Raw genomic sequence first — 15,635 nt, forward strand, 5'->3', positions numbered from 1 at the left:
TTACCAATCCAATAAATTTATTTTTTCCAAACTGTCTCTATCAAAAAAAATTATATCATTTGATTTGTTATCTACAAATTTTAAGCTTTTAAGTTTTAGATCTTTATATAGTTTTTTAGAACCTGATTTGTTTTGTCCCGCTATAGTTGAAATATTTTTATTGTTTGAAAAAATTTCTAAATTTCTTATTTTTTTATTTTCTAGGGTTTTTAAAATTTTATCAATTATTATTTTATTTTCAACTAACTGTCTAAAAGCTGGATGAAAAGGACCTGCAACAATAGACCCATTATAATTAATTTCTTCAGTAGGCTGAAGACCTATTCTAATTACATTAATATTGTTTCTATTATAAATTTTTAAAAGTTTAGCTGACAAATCGACGGCCTCTTCCAATGTAAGCGGTTTATATTTTCCACTTTTATATAATTTTTCAAGATAAGTATCTTCTACCACAAGAGTTGGATAAATTCTAACAATATTAGGCCCAATTTCTACAAATTTTTTTGCAGTTTCAATAGCTCTTTCTTCCGTATCTCTTGGTAAGCCTATCATTTGTTGCAAGCCTAATTCGAATCCAAAATCTTTAATAAGTTTTGAAGAATCATATACACATTGGACATTATGTCCTCTTCCTGAAGATATTAAGACCTCTTCATTTAAACTTTGAACTCCAAGCTCAATAGTCTTTACACCGTATTTTTTTAAATTATTTAAAATTTTTTCGTTAATAGAATCTGGTCTTGTTGAAAGCCTTATAGATTTAACTGAGCCATTTTCTATATATTCATAAGCTACTTTTAAAAGGGTATTTTGCAAACTATAATCTATAGCAGTAAAACTTCCTCCATAAAAAGCTATTTGAATATCATTTTTGTTTTTAAAATAAGAAAGATATTCCTGTATAGTTTTTCTTTCATTTTCTACAGAAATATCCTTTAATCCAGCTATTTTATTTTGATTGCAAAAAACACAATCATGAGGACAACCTAAGTGAGGAACAAAAATAGGGATTATATTTTTATTAGACATAAATTTCACCCTTCGATAAGGCATCTTTTGCAGCCATTTGCTCAGACTTCTTTATAGAGTTTCCTTTACCTGTTCCAAAATACTTTCCATCTATTACTACAGATGAGGTAAAAGTTCTATTATTAATAGGTCCCTCTGTTTTATCAAGGTTATAGTGAATATCAAGCTTTAAAAGTTGGCATATTTCTTGTAGCCTTGATTTGTAATCCATAGAAAATTCTTTTTCGTGAGCTAATTTTAAGATATCTGAAAAAATATTAAGTATGACATCTTTTACTTGTTCAAAATTTGAATCTAAATATATAGCGCCTATTAAAGCTTCAAAAGCATCTGCTAATATAGAATCTTTTTCATAACCATTGCTTTTAATTTCACCTTTTCCCAGTAAAATATGCTCTCCTAAATTTATATCTTTAGCTATTTCAGCAAGAGAACTTTCATTTACAACTTTAGCCCTCATTTGAGATAAATCGCCTTCAGCAACATTGTAAGCCTTAAAAAAATATTCCCCTATTACCATGTCAAGAACAGCATCTCCTAAAAATTCAAGTCTTTCATTATTTTTAATTTTTTCGCTTAAATGCTCATTGGTGTATGAGCTGTGAGTTAGAGCTGTCTTTAATAAGTTTTCATTTTTAAATTTATAATCTAAATTCCAATTTATATCCAATTATTTTTCTTCCAGTTCGCTGGCGTATTCAATTATATCGCCTATAGTATTGATATTTTTTAAATCTTCATCATTTACTTCAATACCAAACTCGTCTTCAAGGCTCATTACAAGTTCAACAAGATCTATCGAGTCAGCATTTAAATCATTTCTTAAATCAATATCATCAGTTAATTCATCAGTATTAAGTCCAAATTGTTCAGCTATTAGTTCTAAAATCCTATCTTTCATCTTATCCTCCTAAAAACAATTTTTCATATTTTCTATTATTTTTCCATTAAATGAATCAAGAGCATTTTTTGCAGCATTTTTTTATAGCCATTGCATTGCTACTTCCATGAGCTTTTACTACAATTTTATTTAAACCCAAAAGTGTAGCTCCACCTATTTCTTTATAATCGAGGCGTTTCTTTATTTGTTCATAATTTTTTGCAAATTCAACTTGTCCTTCTTTAGACATATTTTTTATAACCTTTTCTTTAAGCAAATAATTATAAAAACCTGCAATACCTTCAGTAGTTTTTAATAAAACATTTCCTACAAATCCATCACAAATTAATACATCACAAACATCAAAGGCTATATCTCTTGCTTCAACATTTCCTACAAAATTAAGTTTAGTATTTGCTAAAAGTTTAAAAGTTTCTTTTGTAAGTTCATTCCCCTTTCCAGCTTCTGTTCCAACATTAAGTAAACCAATCCTGGGGTTTTCTATAGAGAAAGCTGTTTTAACATATTCATTTCCCATTTTAGCAAATTGCAAAAGAAGTTCCGGATCAGTATCCATATTTGCACCTGAATCAATAACACATACACTTCCCTTTATTGTAGGTATAGGCGTAGGTATTACAGCTCTTTTTATATTTGGAATTCTTTTTACTATAAAAAGTCCTCCTGCTAAAAGAGCTCCTGTAGAACCTGCACTTACAAAAGCATCATATTTATCCATAGCCAAAGCTTTAAGACCTAAAACTATAGATGAATTTTTTTATTTTTTATGGCAAAAGCTGGTTGTTCATCATTTTCAATTTTTTCATCGGCGTGTATTACTTCAGCCTCAGCATTTTCTTCAAGTAAAATTTTATTAATTTCTTCTTTATTACCTATAATGGCAATTTCAATTCCAAGTTCATTTTTTGCAAGGATTGCTCCTTTAACAATTTCTTGAGGAGAATTATCTCCACCAAGACCATCAAAAAGTATCTTCATAAGACCTCCTATTTATAATAAATATTATAGTAATAGTTTCTAAAAATCAATATTTAGAAAGATTTAAACCTATTCAAAAAATTTTCAAATCTTTCAGGAAAATCATCAATTATCTTTATCTTTTGATTTGTAAAAGGATGCTTAAAGGTTAAAGAATAGGAATGCAACATTTGCTTGTCAATTTTAAATTTATTTTTGTTTCCATAAATTAAATCTCCAAGAATTGGATGCCCTATATATCTCATATGAACTCTTATTTGATGAGTCCTTCCAGTTTCCAATTTAATATCAACAAGGGTGTAATTGTCAAAAATTTTTATAGGCTTTAATAAAGTTCTTGCTTCTTTTGAATTAATGTTTGTTACTGTAAATTTTATCCTGTTTCTTTGATCTCTGCCAATAGGTTCATCAATATAGATTTCAGACTCTATTTTGCCCTCTACAATGGCTAAATATTTTTTCTCGACCAATGAGTCCTTAAATTGATTTACGAGGCTCTCATAAGCTCTCTGAGTCTTAGCGACCATCATTAATCCTGATGTGTCCTTATCAAGTCTATGAACTATGCCCGGTCTTTCTTCATCTCCAACATTCACTATTTGAGGATACCTATAAATAAGAGCATTCACTAAAGTATTATTTGAATTTCCAGCACCTGGATGAACTACCATATTTTGATCTTTACTTATTACCAAGAGATCTTCATCTTCATACTTAATATTTAAAGGAATGTCTTCACCTTTTAATGTATTATTTTCATCCTCAATGTTTACATAAATAAAATCATTTTCTTTTAATAAGTAGCCAGCTTTTTCTTTTTTACCATTCACAAGTATATTTCCATTTTTTATATAATTTTTTATTTGTGACCTTGTATATTCAATTTTATCTGATAAAAAAATATCCAGTCTATTGCCAACATCAAAAGACCGGATATTTAATTCTTTTTTCATTTATTTTCATCAACCTTTTTTAACGGTGGATTTTCATGAAATATAAGCATTAGCATAAGTAAAAATGTACCTATTACTATGAAACAGTCTGCAAAATTAAAAACTGCAAAATCCCTTCCAAAGATTTTAAAACTTATAAAATCCACTACATAATTAAGTCTTATTCTATCTATAAAATTTCCAACAGCTCCACCAATTATCAAAGCAATTGAAGTTTTTAAAACTATGGAACTTTTTCTATAATTTTTTATTAAAAATATTATTAAAAATCCTAAAACCAAAATTGTTATTATTGAAAATAAAATCATGTTCCCTTGGAAAATTCCAAAGGCAGCTCCTCTATTTTCAAGATAAAAAAAGTTCAAAAAATTTTCTATTATAACTAAAGGTGGAGTATCTTTTAAAAAACTTACCACAAAAAATTTAGAAATTTGATCTATAAATATTAAAAGTAGTGTCAAAAAAAATATCGGCATTTTTCCTCCTATTGTGGAATTTTTATGTTGACAAGCAAATTGCCTTTTTTAGTTTCTTTTAATATTTGATTAAGATATGCCCTGCCATATCGCCTAACAGATATTAAGTCTCCTTCATTTAAAAAAAATGAACTTTTGTCAACAAGTTGAAAATTAACTTTTACCATATTTTTTTCAACTAATTCTTTAGCAAGATTTCTCCTTATTTTAAAAACTTGACTTATAAAATTATCCAACCTTTTAGAAGATAATATAATATTAAAATCTGTAAATTGCTTATCAATTTTTAAAACGTCATCAATTAGAGAAACTCTTACACTAATATTGGCAACTTTTTGTAAATTATAAACTAAATAATTTGCAATCTCTTTTGCAGCTATTACATATGAATAATCATTGTAAACATAAATATCTCCAAGTTTATTTCTTGAAAAGCCTTGGGATAAAATAGCACCTAAGATATCTTTATGTTTTAAATTACCCTTGTAATCAATACGAATTTTGTATGTCAAATTTCCTTCATATTCTAAATAGTCAGGAAAAATTATTAAAATCGATCTTTCTGCATCAAAACAACCTCCATCAATTTTATAAGATAGAGGATATTTTTTTATAAATGAAATTGCTATTTGTCTCTCATATGGATCTAAAAAATCAGTACTTACAGGTTCATGACTTTTTAAACATATTTGTATTTTATCAACGACTCTTTTTAACTTATTTTTAATTTCTAAGTCTTTGATAAAATCAAGAGATATTTCTTCTACCAAGGAAACATTCCTTGATTTTTAAGTTCTTCTTTAACTCCATCAACTTCCACTTTTTCCGGAGCTATGATGAATATGTCCTTATTAACTTTTTGCATTTTTCCATTAAGTGCATAAACAGCACCGCTTACAAAATCAAAAATTCTTCCCTTAACATCATTGTCAAGTTGTTCAAAGTTAAGAACAACAGCTTTATTGTTAATAAGATCGTCTGCAACTTTTGCAGATTCATCATAGGAAAGAGGTTCTTGAACGGTAATAATAAGATCTGCTCCGCCAAGAGATGCTCTCGATCTTTGTCTTTGGGGTTTTTGAACTTGTTGTGAGTCCTCACTTGTTACAGGTTGAACATCTTCGTTTTCATACTCATCTTCATATTCATAATCATCACTAAAGCCTATAGCTTTTTTAAACTTATCAAAAAAATCAGCCATATTTCCTCCTAAATATTATAATTTCTAGCTCCAAATATTTTTGAACCAACCCTAACCATATTTGCTCCTTCTTCAATGGCAATTTCATAATCATTGCTCATGCCCATGGACAAATATTTCATTTCAAGACCTTCATAGCCTTTACTTTTAATTTTTTCTTTAATGTTAAACATATTTTTAAAACATGTCCTTAATAATTTTTCATCATCAGTATCAGGTGCTATTGCCATTAAACCCATAATTTTAATATGATTAAATTCCAAAAGACTTTCAACAAATTTTTCTGTATCTCTAAGCTCAATGCCCCCTTTTGTGGATTCGTCTCCTATATTAATTTGGATAAGACAATTAACTTTAATGTCATCCTGGCTTGCACGTTTTTCTATTTCCTTTGCAAGACTTAATCTATCTAATGAATGAATTAATTTAACTTTATTATAGATAAATTTTACCTTATTACTTTGAAGATTTCCAATCATATGATAATTTACCTTATCTTTTAAAACTTCTATCTTCTTAGTAAGCTCCTGAACTTTGTTTTCACCAATATCTTTTACTCCAAGTTCTATTGCTTTTTCTATTATATCAATTCCATGAGTTTTTGTAACTGCAATAAGTTTAACTTTTTCTCCTGTAACAGATCTTTTTTCTGCAAGTTCAATATTATTTAAAACTTCTTCAAGATTTTTTTTAATATCCATTTTTATCCCCTTAATTTAATATTTGAAAATCATCTACACTGCCAGGATACACAACAATGGCATCATTTATATTTATAGTTTTTTCTAATTTATCATCTACTTCAATTTTTGATTCTCTATTTCCTCTTGAAACAAATGTATCTTCTCCCAATACAGATAAAATTTCCACAGGAAGAAACCTTACAAGGCCATGTATTTCTTCAACATAAACACCCTTTAATTTTCCTCTTGTAACTATTGACTTGGATGGTATTTTATAAGATTTTTCCTTATTTACATCAATCTTTGCATCGTGAATTCTTTTATCGTAAATTTTTTCCAAATATTCTGTAGAATCTATTATATAAACACTTCCTTTGGTTTTTTCTGTATTTATATCTTCTACAAATCCAGAAATTATTGTTCCATCTAAATCTACATTAATGGTGTCTCCGATTTTTATAGATTCAAGACCCTTATTTGAACTTACAGCAAGACAGATCTTATATCTGAAATTATTTATAAGCTTAAATAAAATTTCATCTTTTTTCACTTGATTTTTTGTTTCAAAACTTTTAGTTCTTACATTTTTCATCAAGTAATCATAGGTAAATTTTGAAGTGTCATCATTATATTTGTATTTTTCTTCCAAACCGTCTATTTGATAAGAAACAAGGGCAGATTCTTTTGATGTATATTGAATATTACTTTTAGATATTTGTTCAAGTAAAGTTTGTTTTTGGTTTTCCAAATCTTCCAAGGGTATATTTCTATACTTTGAAAGTTCAGAAATGTTTACATGATGCTTGTTGTTTAAATCTAAATTATTAATTTCTAAAATAGCTCCTGAGTAATGTCTATTTTTAATATTATCTTGAATTCTTCCAATAGCATTTATATCTTCATTGCTTAAATTTTTTGAAGTATCTTGTGGCGAGTCTGATTTTCTATCTTGAATTGCAGCATTTAGTTTAATAAGCTCATCTTTTAATTGTGATACATCATCCATTAAATTTATGCTTACAACTTCGTAGCCTGCCGGAATTTTTTGACCCTCACTGGCATTATAAACAGCTATTCCGTTTCCACTAGCTTTAAATACTTCTTCATCAAAAATTATATAGGCTTTTGCCTCTATATCTTGTTTATACACTGTCATTATAGGAAAAACAGTTGTATGTTTTGTATATGCCCTTCCTCTTAGAGATCTATAAACGAAAAATAAAACCAAAAATACGGAAATAAATAAAATAATTTTTGAAGATAGATTTCTTTTTTTCTTTTTTCAATTTTTCTCCTAAACTATGTCAATTATAACATACAAAAAAATTTCTATTCAAAAAAAATTTGTTCAATTTCTGCTTTTTTCTCCCTCGCCATTAAAGTTTTAACAGCTTCTTCAGGATTCATTCCTTCATATAAAACTTTATATAACTTTCTGACAATAGGCATATCTACCTTGTGAATAAGACTTAATTCATAAGCGGACTTAGTTGTTTTTATACCTTCTACAACTTGTCCAATTTCTTTTGAAGCTTCGTCTTTAGATTTTCCCTTGCCTATTAAAATACCTGCACGCCTATTTCTTGAATGCATTGATGTACAAGTTACAATTAAATCACCTATTCCCGATAAGCCTGTAAAAGTGTGCGGGTTTGCTCCTAAAACAATGCCCAGTTTACTCATTTCATATATTCCTCTTGTCATAAGGGCCGCCTTAGTATTATCTCCATAACCTAATCCGTCACTCATACCTGCTCCTAAAGCAATAATATTTTTTAAAGCTCCTCCAATTTCAACTCCTATTAAGTCATTATTTGTATAAACTCTGAATTTATCATTAGAAAATATATCTTGAACTTTTTTAGCAGCTTCATGGGAAATTGAAGCACATACCACAGCTGTTGGTATGTCTTTTCCTACTTCTTCTGCATGAGAAGGGCCGGATAAAACTACAAAATCATTTTTAGGTAAAATTTCTTTTGAAACTTCCGATATTCTTCTTTGAGATTTAGGTTCAAAGCCCTTTGCTAAGTTTACTATAACTGCATTGTCATTAATATATTTTTTTAAATCATCTAAAACGGAAACAATGGCTGAACTTGGAGTTGCAAGTACAATGTAATCACAATCTTTAACAATTTCAATTTTATTTGTAAATTTAGCTTTATTTAATATTACTCCTGGTAAATATTTTTTATTTTCTTTCGTTTTTATTAAATTATTTAAAACTGCTTCATCTCTTAAATACATACTAGTATCGAAACCCTTGTTAGATAAAAGATATGTAATTGCAGTTCCCCAGCTTCCGCCTCCAATAACAGAAATCTTATTTTTCATTTTTTCCTCCAAGTTTTAATTCCTTTCCCTCTATAAGCCTTTTTATATTACTTTTATGCCTTACTATACCAAGTAGGCAAACTATTGCAATTATTATCTTTTCATAAATAGAATAAGAACCAAATCCTATATAAGAAACTAATAGAGCAGATAAAAATAAAATTGAACTTAAACTCATAATCTTTGTAGAAAGCAAGGTAATTAGCATAATCATGCCAGGTATAAAAGTAAGTTTTATATTTATAAATATAAAGGAACCAAGGCTTGTTGCAACCCCTTTTCCTCCCTTAAATTTCATATAAAAGGGAAAGTCATGGCCTAATATACAAAATAAAACTCCTAAAAATAAATATTCAGGAAAAAATTTTTTCAACAATAATACAACCAATATGCCTTTTAGCATATCAATTATAAAAGTTAAGCTTCCAATTTTTTTACCGAAAACCCTCATTGCATTTGTTGTACCGGCATTTCCACTACCATAATTTCTTACATCTTTGTGTAAAAATAATTTTCCCAGTATAAAAGAACCAGATATTGAACCTATAAGATAAGAAAGGACTAAAACAAGAAATATCATCCATTTTCTCCTCTATTTTTAAGCTCAATAATTATTGGAACGCCATCAAAGGAATAAGCTTCTCTAATTTGGTTTTCAATATACCTAAGATAAGAAAAATGAAATAACTCTCTATCATTTATACTAAGCAAAAATTTAGGAGGTCTTACTCCAACTTGAGCTCCATAATATAATTTTCCCCTTTTACCTTTATCAGATGGTGGTTGATTCATTAAAACAGCTCTATTTAAAATATCATTTAAAACTCCAGTTTTAATTCTGTGATTATAATTATTGTTAACTAAAAGTATCATGTCCAATAGATTATTTACTCTTTGACCTGTTAAGGCGGAAATAAATAATATTGGTGCATAATTAATAAAAGGAAGTCTTTCTCTTATGGCTTTTTCAAAGGTCTTTACACTTTTGTTATCTTTTTCAATTGCATCCCACTTGTTTACTGCAATTATTATAGCTTTATTATTGTCATGGGCATATCCCACAATTTTTGCATCTTGTTCAGATACACCTTCAGTGGCGTCAATTAATAAAACACAAACGCTGGAACGTTCAATTGCCGTTAAAGTTCTTATAACTGAATATCTTTCAACAGATTCTGAAATTTTTTTCTTCTTTCTTAATCCTGCCGTATCCACAAGTATTAATTCATTGTCTTTATATTTGAAATGAGAGTCTATAGAATCCCTTGTAGTTCCAGGTATATTAGTTACAAGGACTCTTTCTTCTCCTAATATATGATTTACAAGAGAAGATTTCCCCACATTGGGTTTACCTATAAGAGTTACCCTTATTGAGTCATCATCTTCTTCACTTAAATCTAATTTAAAATCTTTTACAACTTCATCTAACAGATCTCCAACTCCACTTCCTTGCTCTGCAGAAATTGTAATTGGACTTCCAAGACCAAGTTCAAAAAAGTCATAATAGTTATTTTTAGCTACTTTTGAATCAAATTTATTGACAGCCAATATAATATTTTTTTTAGATCTTCTGAGATAGGACGCTATCTCCAAATCATTTGATGAGACTCCTTCAACACCGTCTAATAAAAATATTATTACATCTGACATATCAAGAGCTATATCCGCTTGTTCCTTAATTCCTGACATAAAAATATCTTCATCTTTCAGATCCAATCCTCCGGTATCAACAAGAAGAAATTTTCTTCCCTGCCAAGATGCATCGCTATATATTCTATCCCTTGTTACTCCTGGTGTATCCTCTGTAATAGAAATTTTTCTTCCTACAATTTTATTAAAAAGTGTTGATTTGCCAACATTAGGTTTTCCAATAATTGAAACAATAGGTTTTTCCATAATTACCTCCTATTCTTTGAAATATTATATCATTCCTTAAATTTTGATTCAATTCATTCATTGATGTGATAAAATGACTAATGTATAATTAATTTGGTGGTAAAAATATGGAAATCTTAAGAAATGAAAGAGATGTTAGACAGCTTATGAATATGGCAGTTTTGGCAGGTCAAATTTTAGTTAAAAACGGAGCTGAAATTTACAGGGCTGAAGATACTGTTGAAAGATTATGCAGGTCTTGTGACGAAATAGTTCGCTGTGACAGTTACTGCTTTCCTACAGGGATTTTCCTATCTATTGAATATAGAGGAGAAAGTTATAATATTTTTAAAAAAGTATCTCCTTCAAGTTATAACTTGGATAAAATAAGCAGAGTTAATGATTTTTCAAGAAAATTTGTAAATAAAAATCTTGAAATTGCAGACGGCATTAAGCTTTTAAATGAAATTGATGAATTAAAGCCTCCGGAAAGTTGGATTTATGGATGCTCCGCAGCTTTTGCATGTGGATTTTTTGCTCTTCTTTTTGGTGGAGCTTTTAAAGATTTTATCGCTGCATTTATATCCGGTTTATGTGTAGGTTATATTTTAAGTCATGTAGCTAAATATAAACTAACCTTTTTTATTGAAAATTTTATAGGTGCTTTTCTAAGTGCTTTAATTTGTGTACTTTTAAACAAAATGGGTCTTAATAACAATATAGACTATTCCATAATAGGTGCGATAATGATTTTAGTACCAGGATTTCCAATTACCAATGCTGCCCGTGATATAATGAGCAACGATTTTATGTCAGGTATTATAGGTATAACAAAAGCATTTTTTCAAGCTTTTGCCATTGCCACTGGAGTAGGACTTATTATTAAATTTGTTAGGTGATTTATGAATTATTTTTTTGAATTTTTTGTTTCAACTTGTTCAGTATTTGCATTTGCATATTATTTTAATGCTCCAAGAAATACTATTTTTCAAACAGGTATTATCGCTGGAATATCATGGGTAATTTATAGATATGTTTATTCAATTACTGACAGTTACCTTGCTGCAGGTTTCTTTTCTTCATTTTTTATAGGCATGAGTGGAGAAATTTTTTCTATAAAATTGAAAATTCCTGCAACAGTAACAATTTTACCTGCTCTTTTGCCTCTTGTGCCCGGTGCAGGCATGTATTATTCTATGTACTATTTTACACTGAAAGATTATGACAACTTAAATAAATATGCAACTCAAACAACTTATCTTGTTGTTTCTCTTGCTATAGGAATTGTTGCTTCTACTGTTGTAGCAAGACTTATTAAATTATTTATTCATTCTAAAAAAAGAAAAATTAAAAGCCAAAAAAATAAAGCTCAACAAAAATAGTTGAGCTTTTTTAAATAATTAATCATTATTTTTTTCTATTATTTTTTTTGCTTCTTCTGAAAGATCGGTGCTTTTTATTAAATCTTCATTATTTTTACCGTCTTCTAAAGAATCTTCTTGTTTGCCTGTAAAAATTCTTTCAAATTCATTTTTGTCAATTGTTTCTTTTTCTAATAAAACATCTGAAACTTTAATTAAAATTTCAATATTTTCACTTAAAAGTTTTTTTGCCTTTCCGTAAGCATTATTTATAAGCCTTCCGATTTCTTCATCTATTTCAGAAGCAGTTTTTTCAGAATAATTTTTACTCCTTGCTAAATCTCTTCCTACAAATATTTCATCTTCATCGCTGCCATAAGTTATTGTACCTATTCTTTCACTCATTCCGTATCTTGTTACCATATCCCTTGCCAGTTGAGTTGCTCTTTCAATGTCGTTGGAAGCTCCTGTAGATATGTCATCAAGGACAAGAGATTCTGCAACACGACCACCCAATAGAGAGACTAAATTATCTTCCATTTCAGATTTTGTCATGAAGTTTACATCATCTTCAGGAATATAGGCGGTAAAGCCTCCTGCCATTCCTCTTGGAATAATAGTAATCATGTGGACAGGATCATGGTTTGGCAAAAGTCTTGCTACAACTGCGTGACCTGATTCATGAACTGCAGTTAGTTTTCTTTCTTTATCGGAAATTACTCTTGATTTTTTAGCTGGCCCTGCTTGAACCTTAATTGTTGCTTCTTCAATATCTTCCATGCAAATTTTATCTTCATTTCTTCTTGCTGCAAGAAGTGCAGCTTCATTCATAAGATTTTCAAGATCAGCAGGAGTAAAGCCTGGAGTTGTCTTTGCTATAGTTTTTAAATTTACATCTGTAGCAAGTTTTTTATTTTTTGAATGAACCTTTAAAACATCTTCTCTTCCTTTTATGTCAGGTTTTCCAACATAAACAGTCCTGTCAAATCTTCCCGGTCTTAAAAGTGCTTGGTCGAGAATATCTGCCCTATTAGTAGCAGCCATGACTATTACGCCTTCATTTTTACCGAATCCATCCATTTCAACAAGAAGTTGGTTTAGGGTCTGTTCTCTCTCATCATGGCCTCCGCCAAGACCTGCTCCTCTTTTTCTACCAACCGCATCAATTTCATCAATAAATATTATACAAGGTGAATTTTTCTTTGCAGTTTCAAACAAATCTCTTACACGACTTGCTCCTACACCTACAAACATCTCTACAAAATCAGAACCGCTCATTAAAAAGAAAGGTACTCTTGCTTCTCCGGCAACTGCACGAGATAAATAAGTCTTTCCCGTTCCAGGAGGGCCTACAAGTAATACTCCCTTTGGTATTCTTGCTCCCATATCAACAAACTTTTTTGGGTTTTTTAAGAAATCTACTATTTCTAAGAGTTCTTCTTTTTCTTCAACAAGGCCTGCTACATCCTTAAAACTTACAGGATTACCATCTTCAGGTTTAAAAACTCTTGCCTTGCTCTTGCCAAAGCTTCCCATTTTAGAGCCACCTTGAGCTTGTTGAATAAATGTAAACCATATAAAAATAAATAGTCCTATGGTAATAATTGACGGTAAAAGTTCAACAAATATGGGAGTAACTTTAGGTGCTGAAAAGCTGACAGCTATTCCCTTGTTTTTAATTGTGTCTGATAAATCATTTAAGTATAACTCACCGCTATTGTCGTAACCCGGTATATAAACTTTATAAGTCTGCCCATCTTCTTTTGTTACCAGGGCTGTTCTTTCATCTTGATCTATTGTTATTTCTTTAATGTTTTTATTTGTACTGTTTTTATTAATATCTTCTACAAAATTTGTAAAACTTTTATTTTCAATGGTTCCTGATGGCGGATTGAAAAATCTTATAGCAAATATTAAGACTACTATTAAAGCTAAATAAAATGATGCTCCTCCAAAACGTTTTTTCAAATAATCACCTCTAACTATAAATTTCCTTTTTTAATGTGCCTATATATGGTAAATTTCTTCCGATTTCATTATAATCCAAGCCATAACCTATCACAAACAAATCCTCAATATCATAGCCTATATATTTAACATAAACATCAATTTTTCTTCTTTTAGGCTTGTTCAATAAAGTTGCAATGGTAACTGAATTAGCCAGTCTGTTTTCAAAAAGATTTTTAATGTAGTTAAGAGTTGTTCCTGTATCTATAATGTCTTCAACAATAAGAACATCTTTACCCTCAATGGAATTATCCAAATCTTTTAAAATTTTTACCTGTCCTGAAGTGTTCACCCCTTCATAACTTGTAACATCCATATAATCAACAGTTAAAGGAAGATCTATTCTCTTTATTAAATCTGACATAAAGGAAACTGCACCCTTTAAAATTCCAACAACTAAAAGATCCTTGTCTTTATAATCTTTTGTTATTTGAGCACCAAGTTCTCTTACTTTTTTGTCTATATCTTCTTCAGAATACAAAATTTCATCTAAAAATTCTTTCATTTTTCCTCCCACTTTATCCAAAGCTTATTTTTAGTATCTTCTTTTATTTTATTGTTTTCGCTCATTCTATACGGAACAACCCAAACAATATCTTTCTCATCTCTTATAATTGGAATTTCATTCCTTAAAAAGGGTGATATTTTTATGTCATTAAAGAAATCTTTTAATTTTTTACTTCCCTTTAAACCTATTGGATTAAATCTATCTCCACTTTCCCTTTTAGTGACCTTTAAATTTCCATTTATACTTTCATAATCAATAACTATTACATGTTCTCCATTTAACTTATCTTTTGATAATTCAAATTTACCGAAATCCGTAAAATTTTCTCCTAAATTTAATGAGCTTTCATTTCTATCAATTGTTTTACCTTGAGCAAAAATTTTATCATCATGCTTATATAAATTTATTCCTGGAAGATTTATAGACTTTCCATTTTCAGATTTCATTAAGTTTATAAAGGCTTCAATGTGGTTCCTGTCAATTGAGTTTAAATTATTTTTATTTCTTAAAATAAAAGTTCTTATAACTTCATTTAGAAGACCCTGGTCTAAATCTATTACTTTTTCAACTTCTAAATAATTTTTATTTGTATATGCTTTAGTTTCTTTAGAAATAAAATCATATATTTCTGTGGAGTTAAGTCTAAGTCTGTTTAAAGATTCTTTAAAAGAAGTGTTAAAATTTTTTTCAACAAAGGGTATTAATTCATTTCTTAACATATTTCTTGAATAGTCATTTATTAAATTTGTTTCATCAAGCATCCATGGAATGCCAAGTTTTTTAAGCTCTTCCTCTATAGTTTGTCTTTTAGTATCTAAAAGAGGCCTTATAATATTATCTCTTTTATAAGGTATTCCCCTTAAGCCGCTTATACCCGTTCCCCTTATAATTCTAAATAAAATAGTTTCCATATTATCATCAAAATTATGGGCAAGGGCTATTTTTGCCTTTGAAGTTGCTATTTTATTAAAAAAATCATACCTTAATTTTCTTCCAGCTTCTTCTTTAGATAACTTTTCTTTTAAAGCATATTCATTCATATTAGTGCTCAGTAAATTAAATTCAACATCATATTTATCACAAAGAGATTTTACATATAATTCATCTCTTTTTGCACTTTCTCTGATTCCGTGATTTATATGGGCGCATTTTAAATTTAAATTATATTTTTCTTTTAAACTTAAAAGTCCAAAAAATAAGTAAACTGAATCTGCTCCACCGGAAACTCCCATTAAAATAGTGTCATTTTTTTCTATTAAATTGTTTGTTTTTATAGTTTCATTAAATTTTTCAAACATAATGCAAAAAGTGATAGATTTTGTC

At 29.0% G+C, this 15,635-nt stretch carries 16 protein-coding genes and 2 pseudogenes; 2 read left to right on the forward strand and 16 right to left on the reverse strand.

All coding sequences use genetic code 11. The features are described from left to right. From HMPREF1253_RS08475 to der, 13 genes and pseudogenes are all read right to left on the reverse strand, one after another. The gene (locus HMPREF1253_RS08475; protein ID WP_023056373.1) at positions 1–1,032 is read right to left on the reverse strand and encodes an elongator complex protein 3; all 1,032 of its coding nucleotides are present in this window, start codon (positions 1,030–1,032) and stop codon (positions 1–3) included. Continuing rightward, positions 1,025–1,702 (reverse strand): ribonuclease III, encoded by a 678-nt coding sequence (rnc, locus tag HMPREF1253_RS08480; RefSeq protein WP_023056430.1) that lies wholly within the window; start codon positions 1,700–1,702, stop codon positions 1,025–1,027. The genes HMPREF1253_RS08475 and rnc overlap by 8 nt, the downstream gene beginning before the upstream one ends. Continuing rightward, positions 1,703–1,933 (reverse strand): acyl carrier protein, encoded by a 231-nt coding sequence (locus tag HMPREF1253_RS08485; protein WP_023056367.1) that lies wholly within the window; start codon positions 1,931–1,933, stop codon positions 1,703–1,705. It lies immediately after the preceding gene. Between the two features lie 55 nt (positions 1,934–1,988). Further along, a pseudogene (gene plsX, locus HMPREF1253_RS08490) lies at positions 1,989–2,911 on the reverse strand (phosphate acyltransferase PlsX). A gap of 53 nt (positions 2,912–2,964) precedes the next feature. After that, complete coding sequence (locus tag HMPREF1253_RS08495; RefSeq protein WP_023056309.1) at positions 2,965–3,864, reverse strand: RluA family pseudouridine synthase; 900 nt, start codon at positions 3,862–3,864, stop codon at positions 2,965–2,967. Then, positions 3,861–4,340, reverse strand: coding sequence for a signal peptidase II (lspA, locus tag HMPREF1253_RS08500; RefSeq protein ID WP_023056421.1), 480 nt, complete (start codon positions 4,338–4,340; stop codon positions 3,861–3,863). Before lspA ends, HMPREF1253_RS08495 begins: the two co-directional genes overlap by 4 nt. Positions 4,341–4,348: 8 nt before the next feature. After that, complete coding sequence (locus HMPREF1253_RS08505; protein ID WP_023056417.1) at positions 4,349–5,110, reverse strand: RNA-binding protein; 762 nt, start codon at positions 5,108–5,110, stop codon at positions 4,349–4,351. Further along, positions 5,104–5,541, reverse strand: a complete 438-nt coding sequence (locus HMPREF1253_RS08510; protein WP_023056312.1) for a cell division protein SepF — start codon at positions 5,539–5,541, stop codon at positions 5,104–5,106. The genes HMPREF1253_RS08505 and HMPREF1253_RS08510 overlap by 7 nt, the downstream gene beginning before the upstream one ends. Positions 5,542–5,549: 8 nt before the next feature. Then, complete coding sequence (locus HMPREF1253_RS08515; protein ID WP_023056361.1) at positions 5,550–6,242, reverse strand: YggS family pyridoxal phosphate-dependent enzyme; 693 nt, start codon at positions 6,240–6,242, stop codon at positions 5,550–5,552. Positions 6,243–6,252: 10 nt separating this feature from the next. Next, positions 6,253–7,491: pseudogene (locus HMPREF1253_RS08520) on the reverse strand (HlyD family efflux transporter periplasmic adaptor subunit); the annotation flags it as partial. 62 nt (positions 7,492–7,553) lie between these two features. After that, positions 7,554–8,561: an NAD(P)H-dependent glycerol-3-phosphate dehydrogenase gene (locus HMPREF1253_RS08525; RefSeq protein ID WP_023056311.1), complete on the reverse strand. Its 1,008-nt coding sequence runs from the start codon at positions 8,559–8,561 to the stop codon at positions 7,554–7,556. Continuing rightward, a complete protein-coding gene (gene plsY / locus HMPREF1253_RS08530; RefSeq protein WP_023056314.1) occupies positions 8,551–9,141 on the reverse strand; it encodes a glycerol-3-phosphate 1-O-acyltransferase PlsY in 591 nt (196 codons plus the stop codon). Before plsY ends, HMPREF1253_RS08525 begins: the two co-directional genes overlap by 11 nt. Further along, positions 9,138–10,457, reverse strand: a complete 1,320-nt coding sequence (der, locus tag HMPREF1253_RS08535) for a ribosome biogenesis GTPase Der (protein WP_023056334.1) — start codon at positions 10,455–10,457, stop codon at positions 9,138–9,140. Before der ends, plsY begins: the two co-directional genes overlap by 4 nt. A 107-nt stretch (positions 10,458–10,564) precedes the next feature. Here der and HMPREF1253_RS08540 point away from each other — a divergent pair, with 107 nt between their 5' ends. After that, positions 10,565–11,335 carry a threonine/serine exporter ThrE family protein gene (locus HMPREF1253_RS08540; protein WP_023056320.1) on the forward strand — a complete coding sequence of 257 codons (771 nt, stop codon included), beginning with the start codon at positions 10,565–10,567 and terminating at the stop codon, positions 11,333–11,335. Between the two features lie 3 nt (positions 11,336–11,338). Then, positions 11,339–11,818 (forward strand): threonine/serine exporter family protein, encoded by a 480-nt coding sequence (locus HMPREF1253_RS08545; RefSeq protein ID WP_023056393.1) that lies wholly within the window; start codon positions 11,339–11,341, stop codon positions 11,816–11,818. A gap of 18 nt (positions 11,819–11,836) precedes the next feature. On the opposite strand, the gene ftsH is transcribed toward HMPREF1253_RS08545, so the two are convergent. From ftsH to tilS, 3 genes are read right to left on the reverse strand one after another with little or no spacing between them, the layout of a single operon-like run. Beyond that, positions 11,837–13,765, reverse strand: coding sequence for an ATP-dependent zinc metalloprotease FtsH (gene ftsH, locus HMPREF1253_RS08550; RefSeq protein ID WP_023056385.1), 1,929 nt, complete (start codon positions 13,763–13,765; stop codon positions 11,837–11,839). Between the two features lie 10 nt (positions 13,766–13,775). Beyond that, positions 13,776–14,309 carry a hypoxanthine phosphoribosyltransferase gene (gene hpt / locus HMPREF1253_RS08555; RefSeq protein WP_023056406.1) on the reverse strand — a complete coding sequence of 178 codons (534 nt, stop codon included), beginning with the start codon at positions 14,307–14,309 and terminating at the stop codon, positions 13,776–13,778. Continuing rightward, positions 14,306–15,610: a tRNA lysidine(34) synthetase TilS gene (gene tilS, locus HMPREF1253_RS08560; protein WP_023056335.1), complete on the reverse strand. Its 1,305-nt coding sequence runs from the start codon at positions 15,608–15,610 to the stop codon at positions 14,306–14,308. Before tilS ends, hpt begins: the two co-directional genes overlap by 4 nt. Positions 15,611–15,635 lie beyond the last annotated feature (25 nt).

This window comes from Peptoniphilus sp. BV3C26 (genome assembly GCF_000478985.1).
In the GTDB taxonomy this organism is placed as follows: Bacteria; Bacillota; Clostridia; order Tissierellales; family Peptoniphilaceae; genus Peptoniphilus_B; species Peptoniphilus_B koenoeneniae.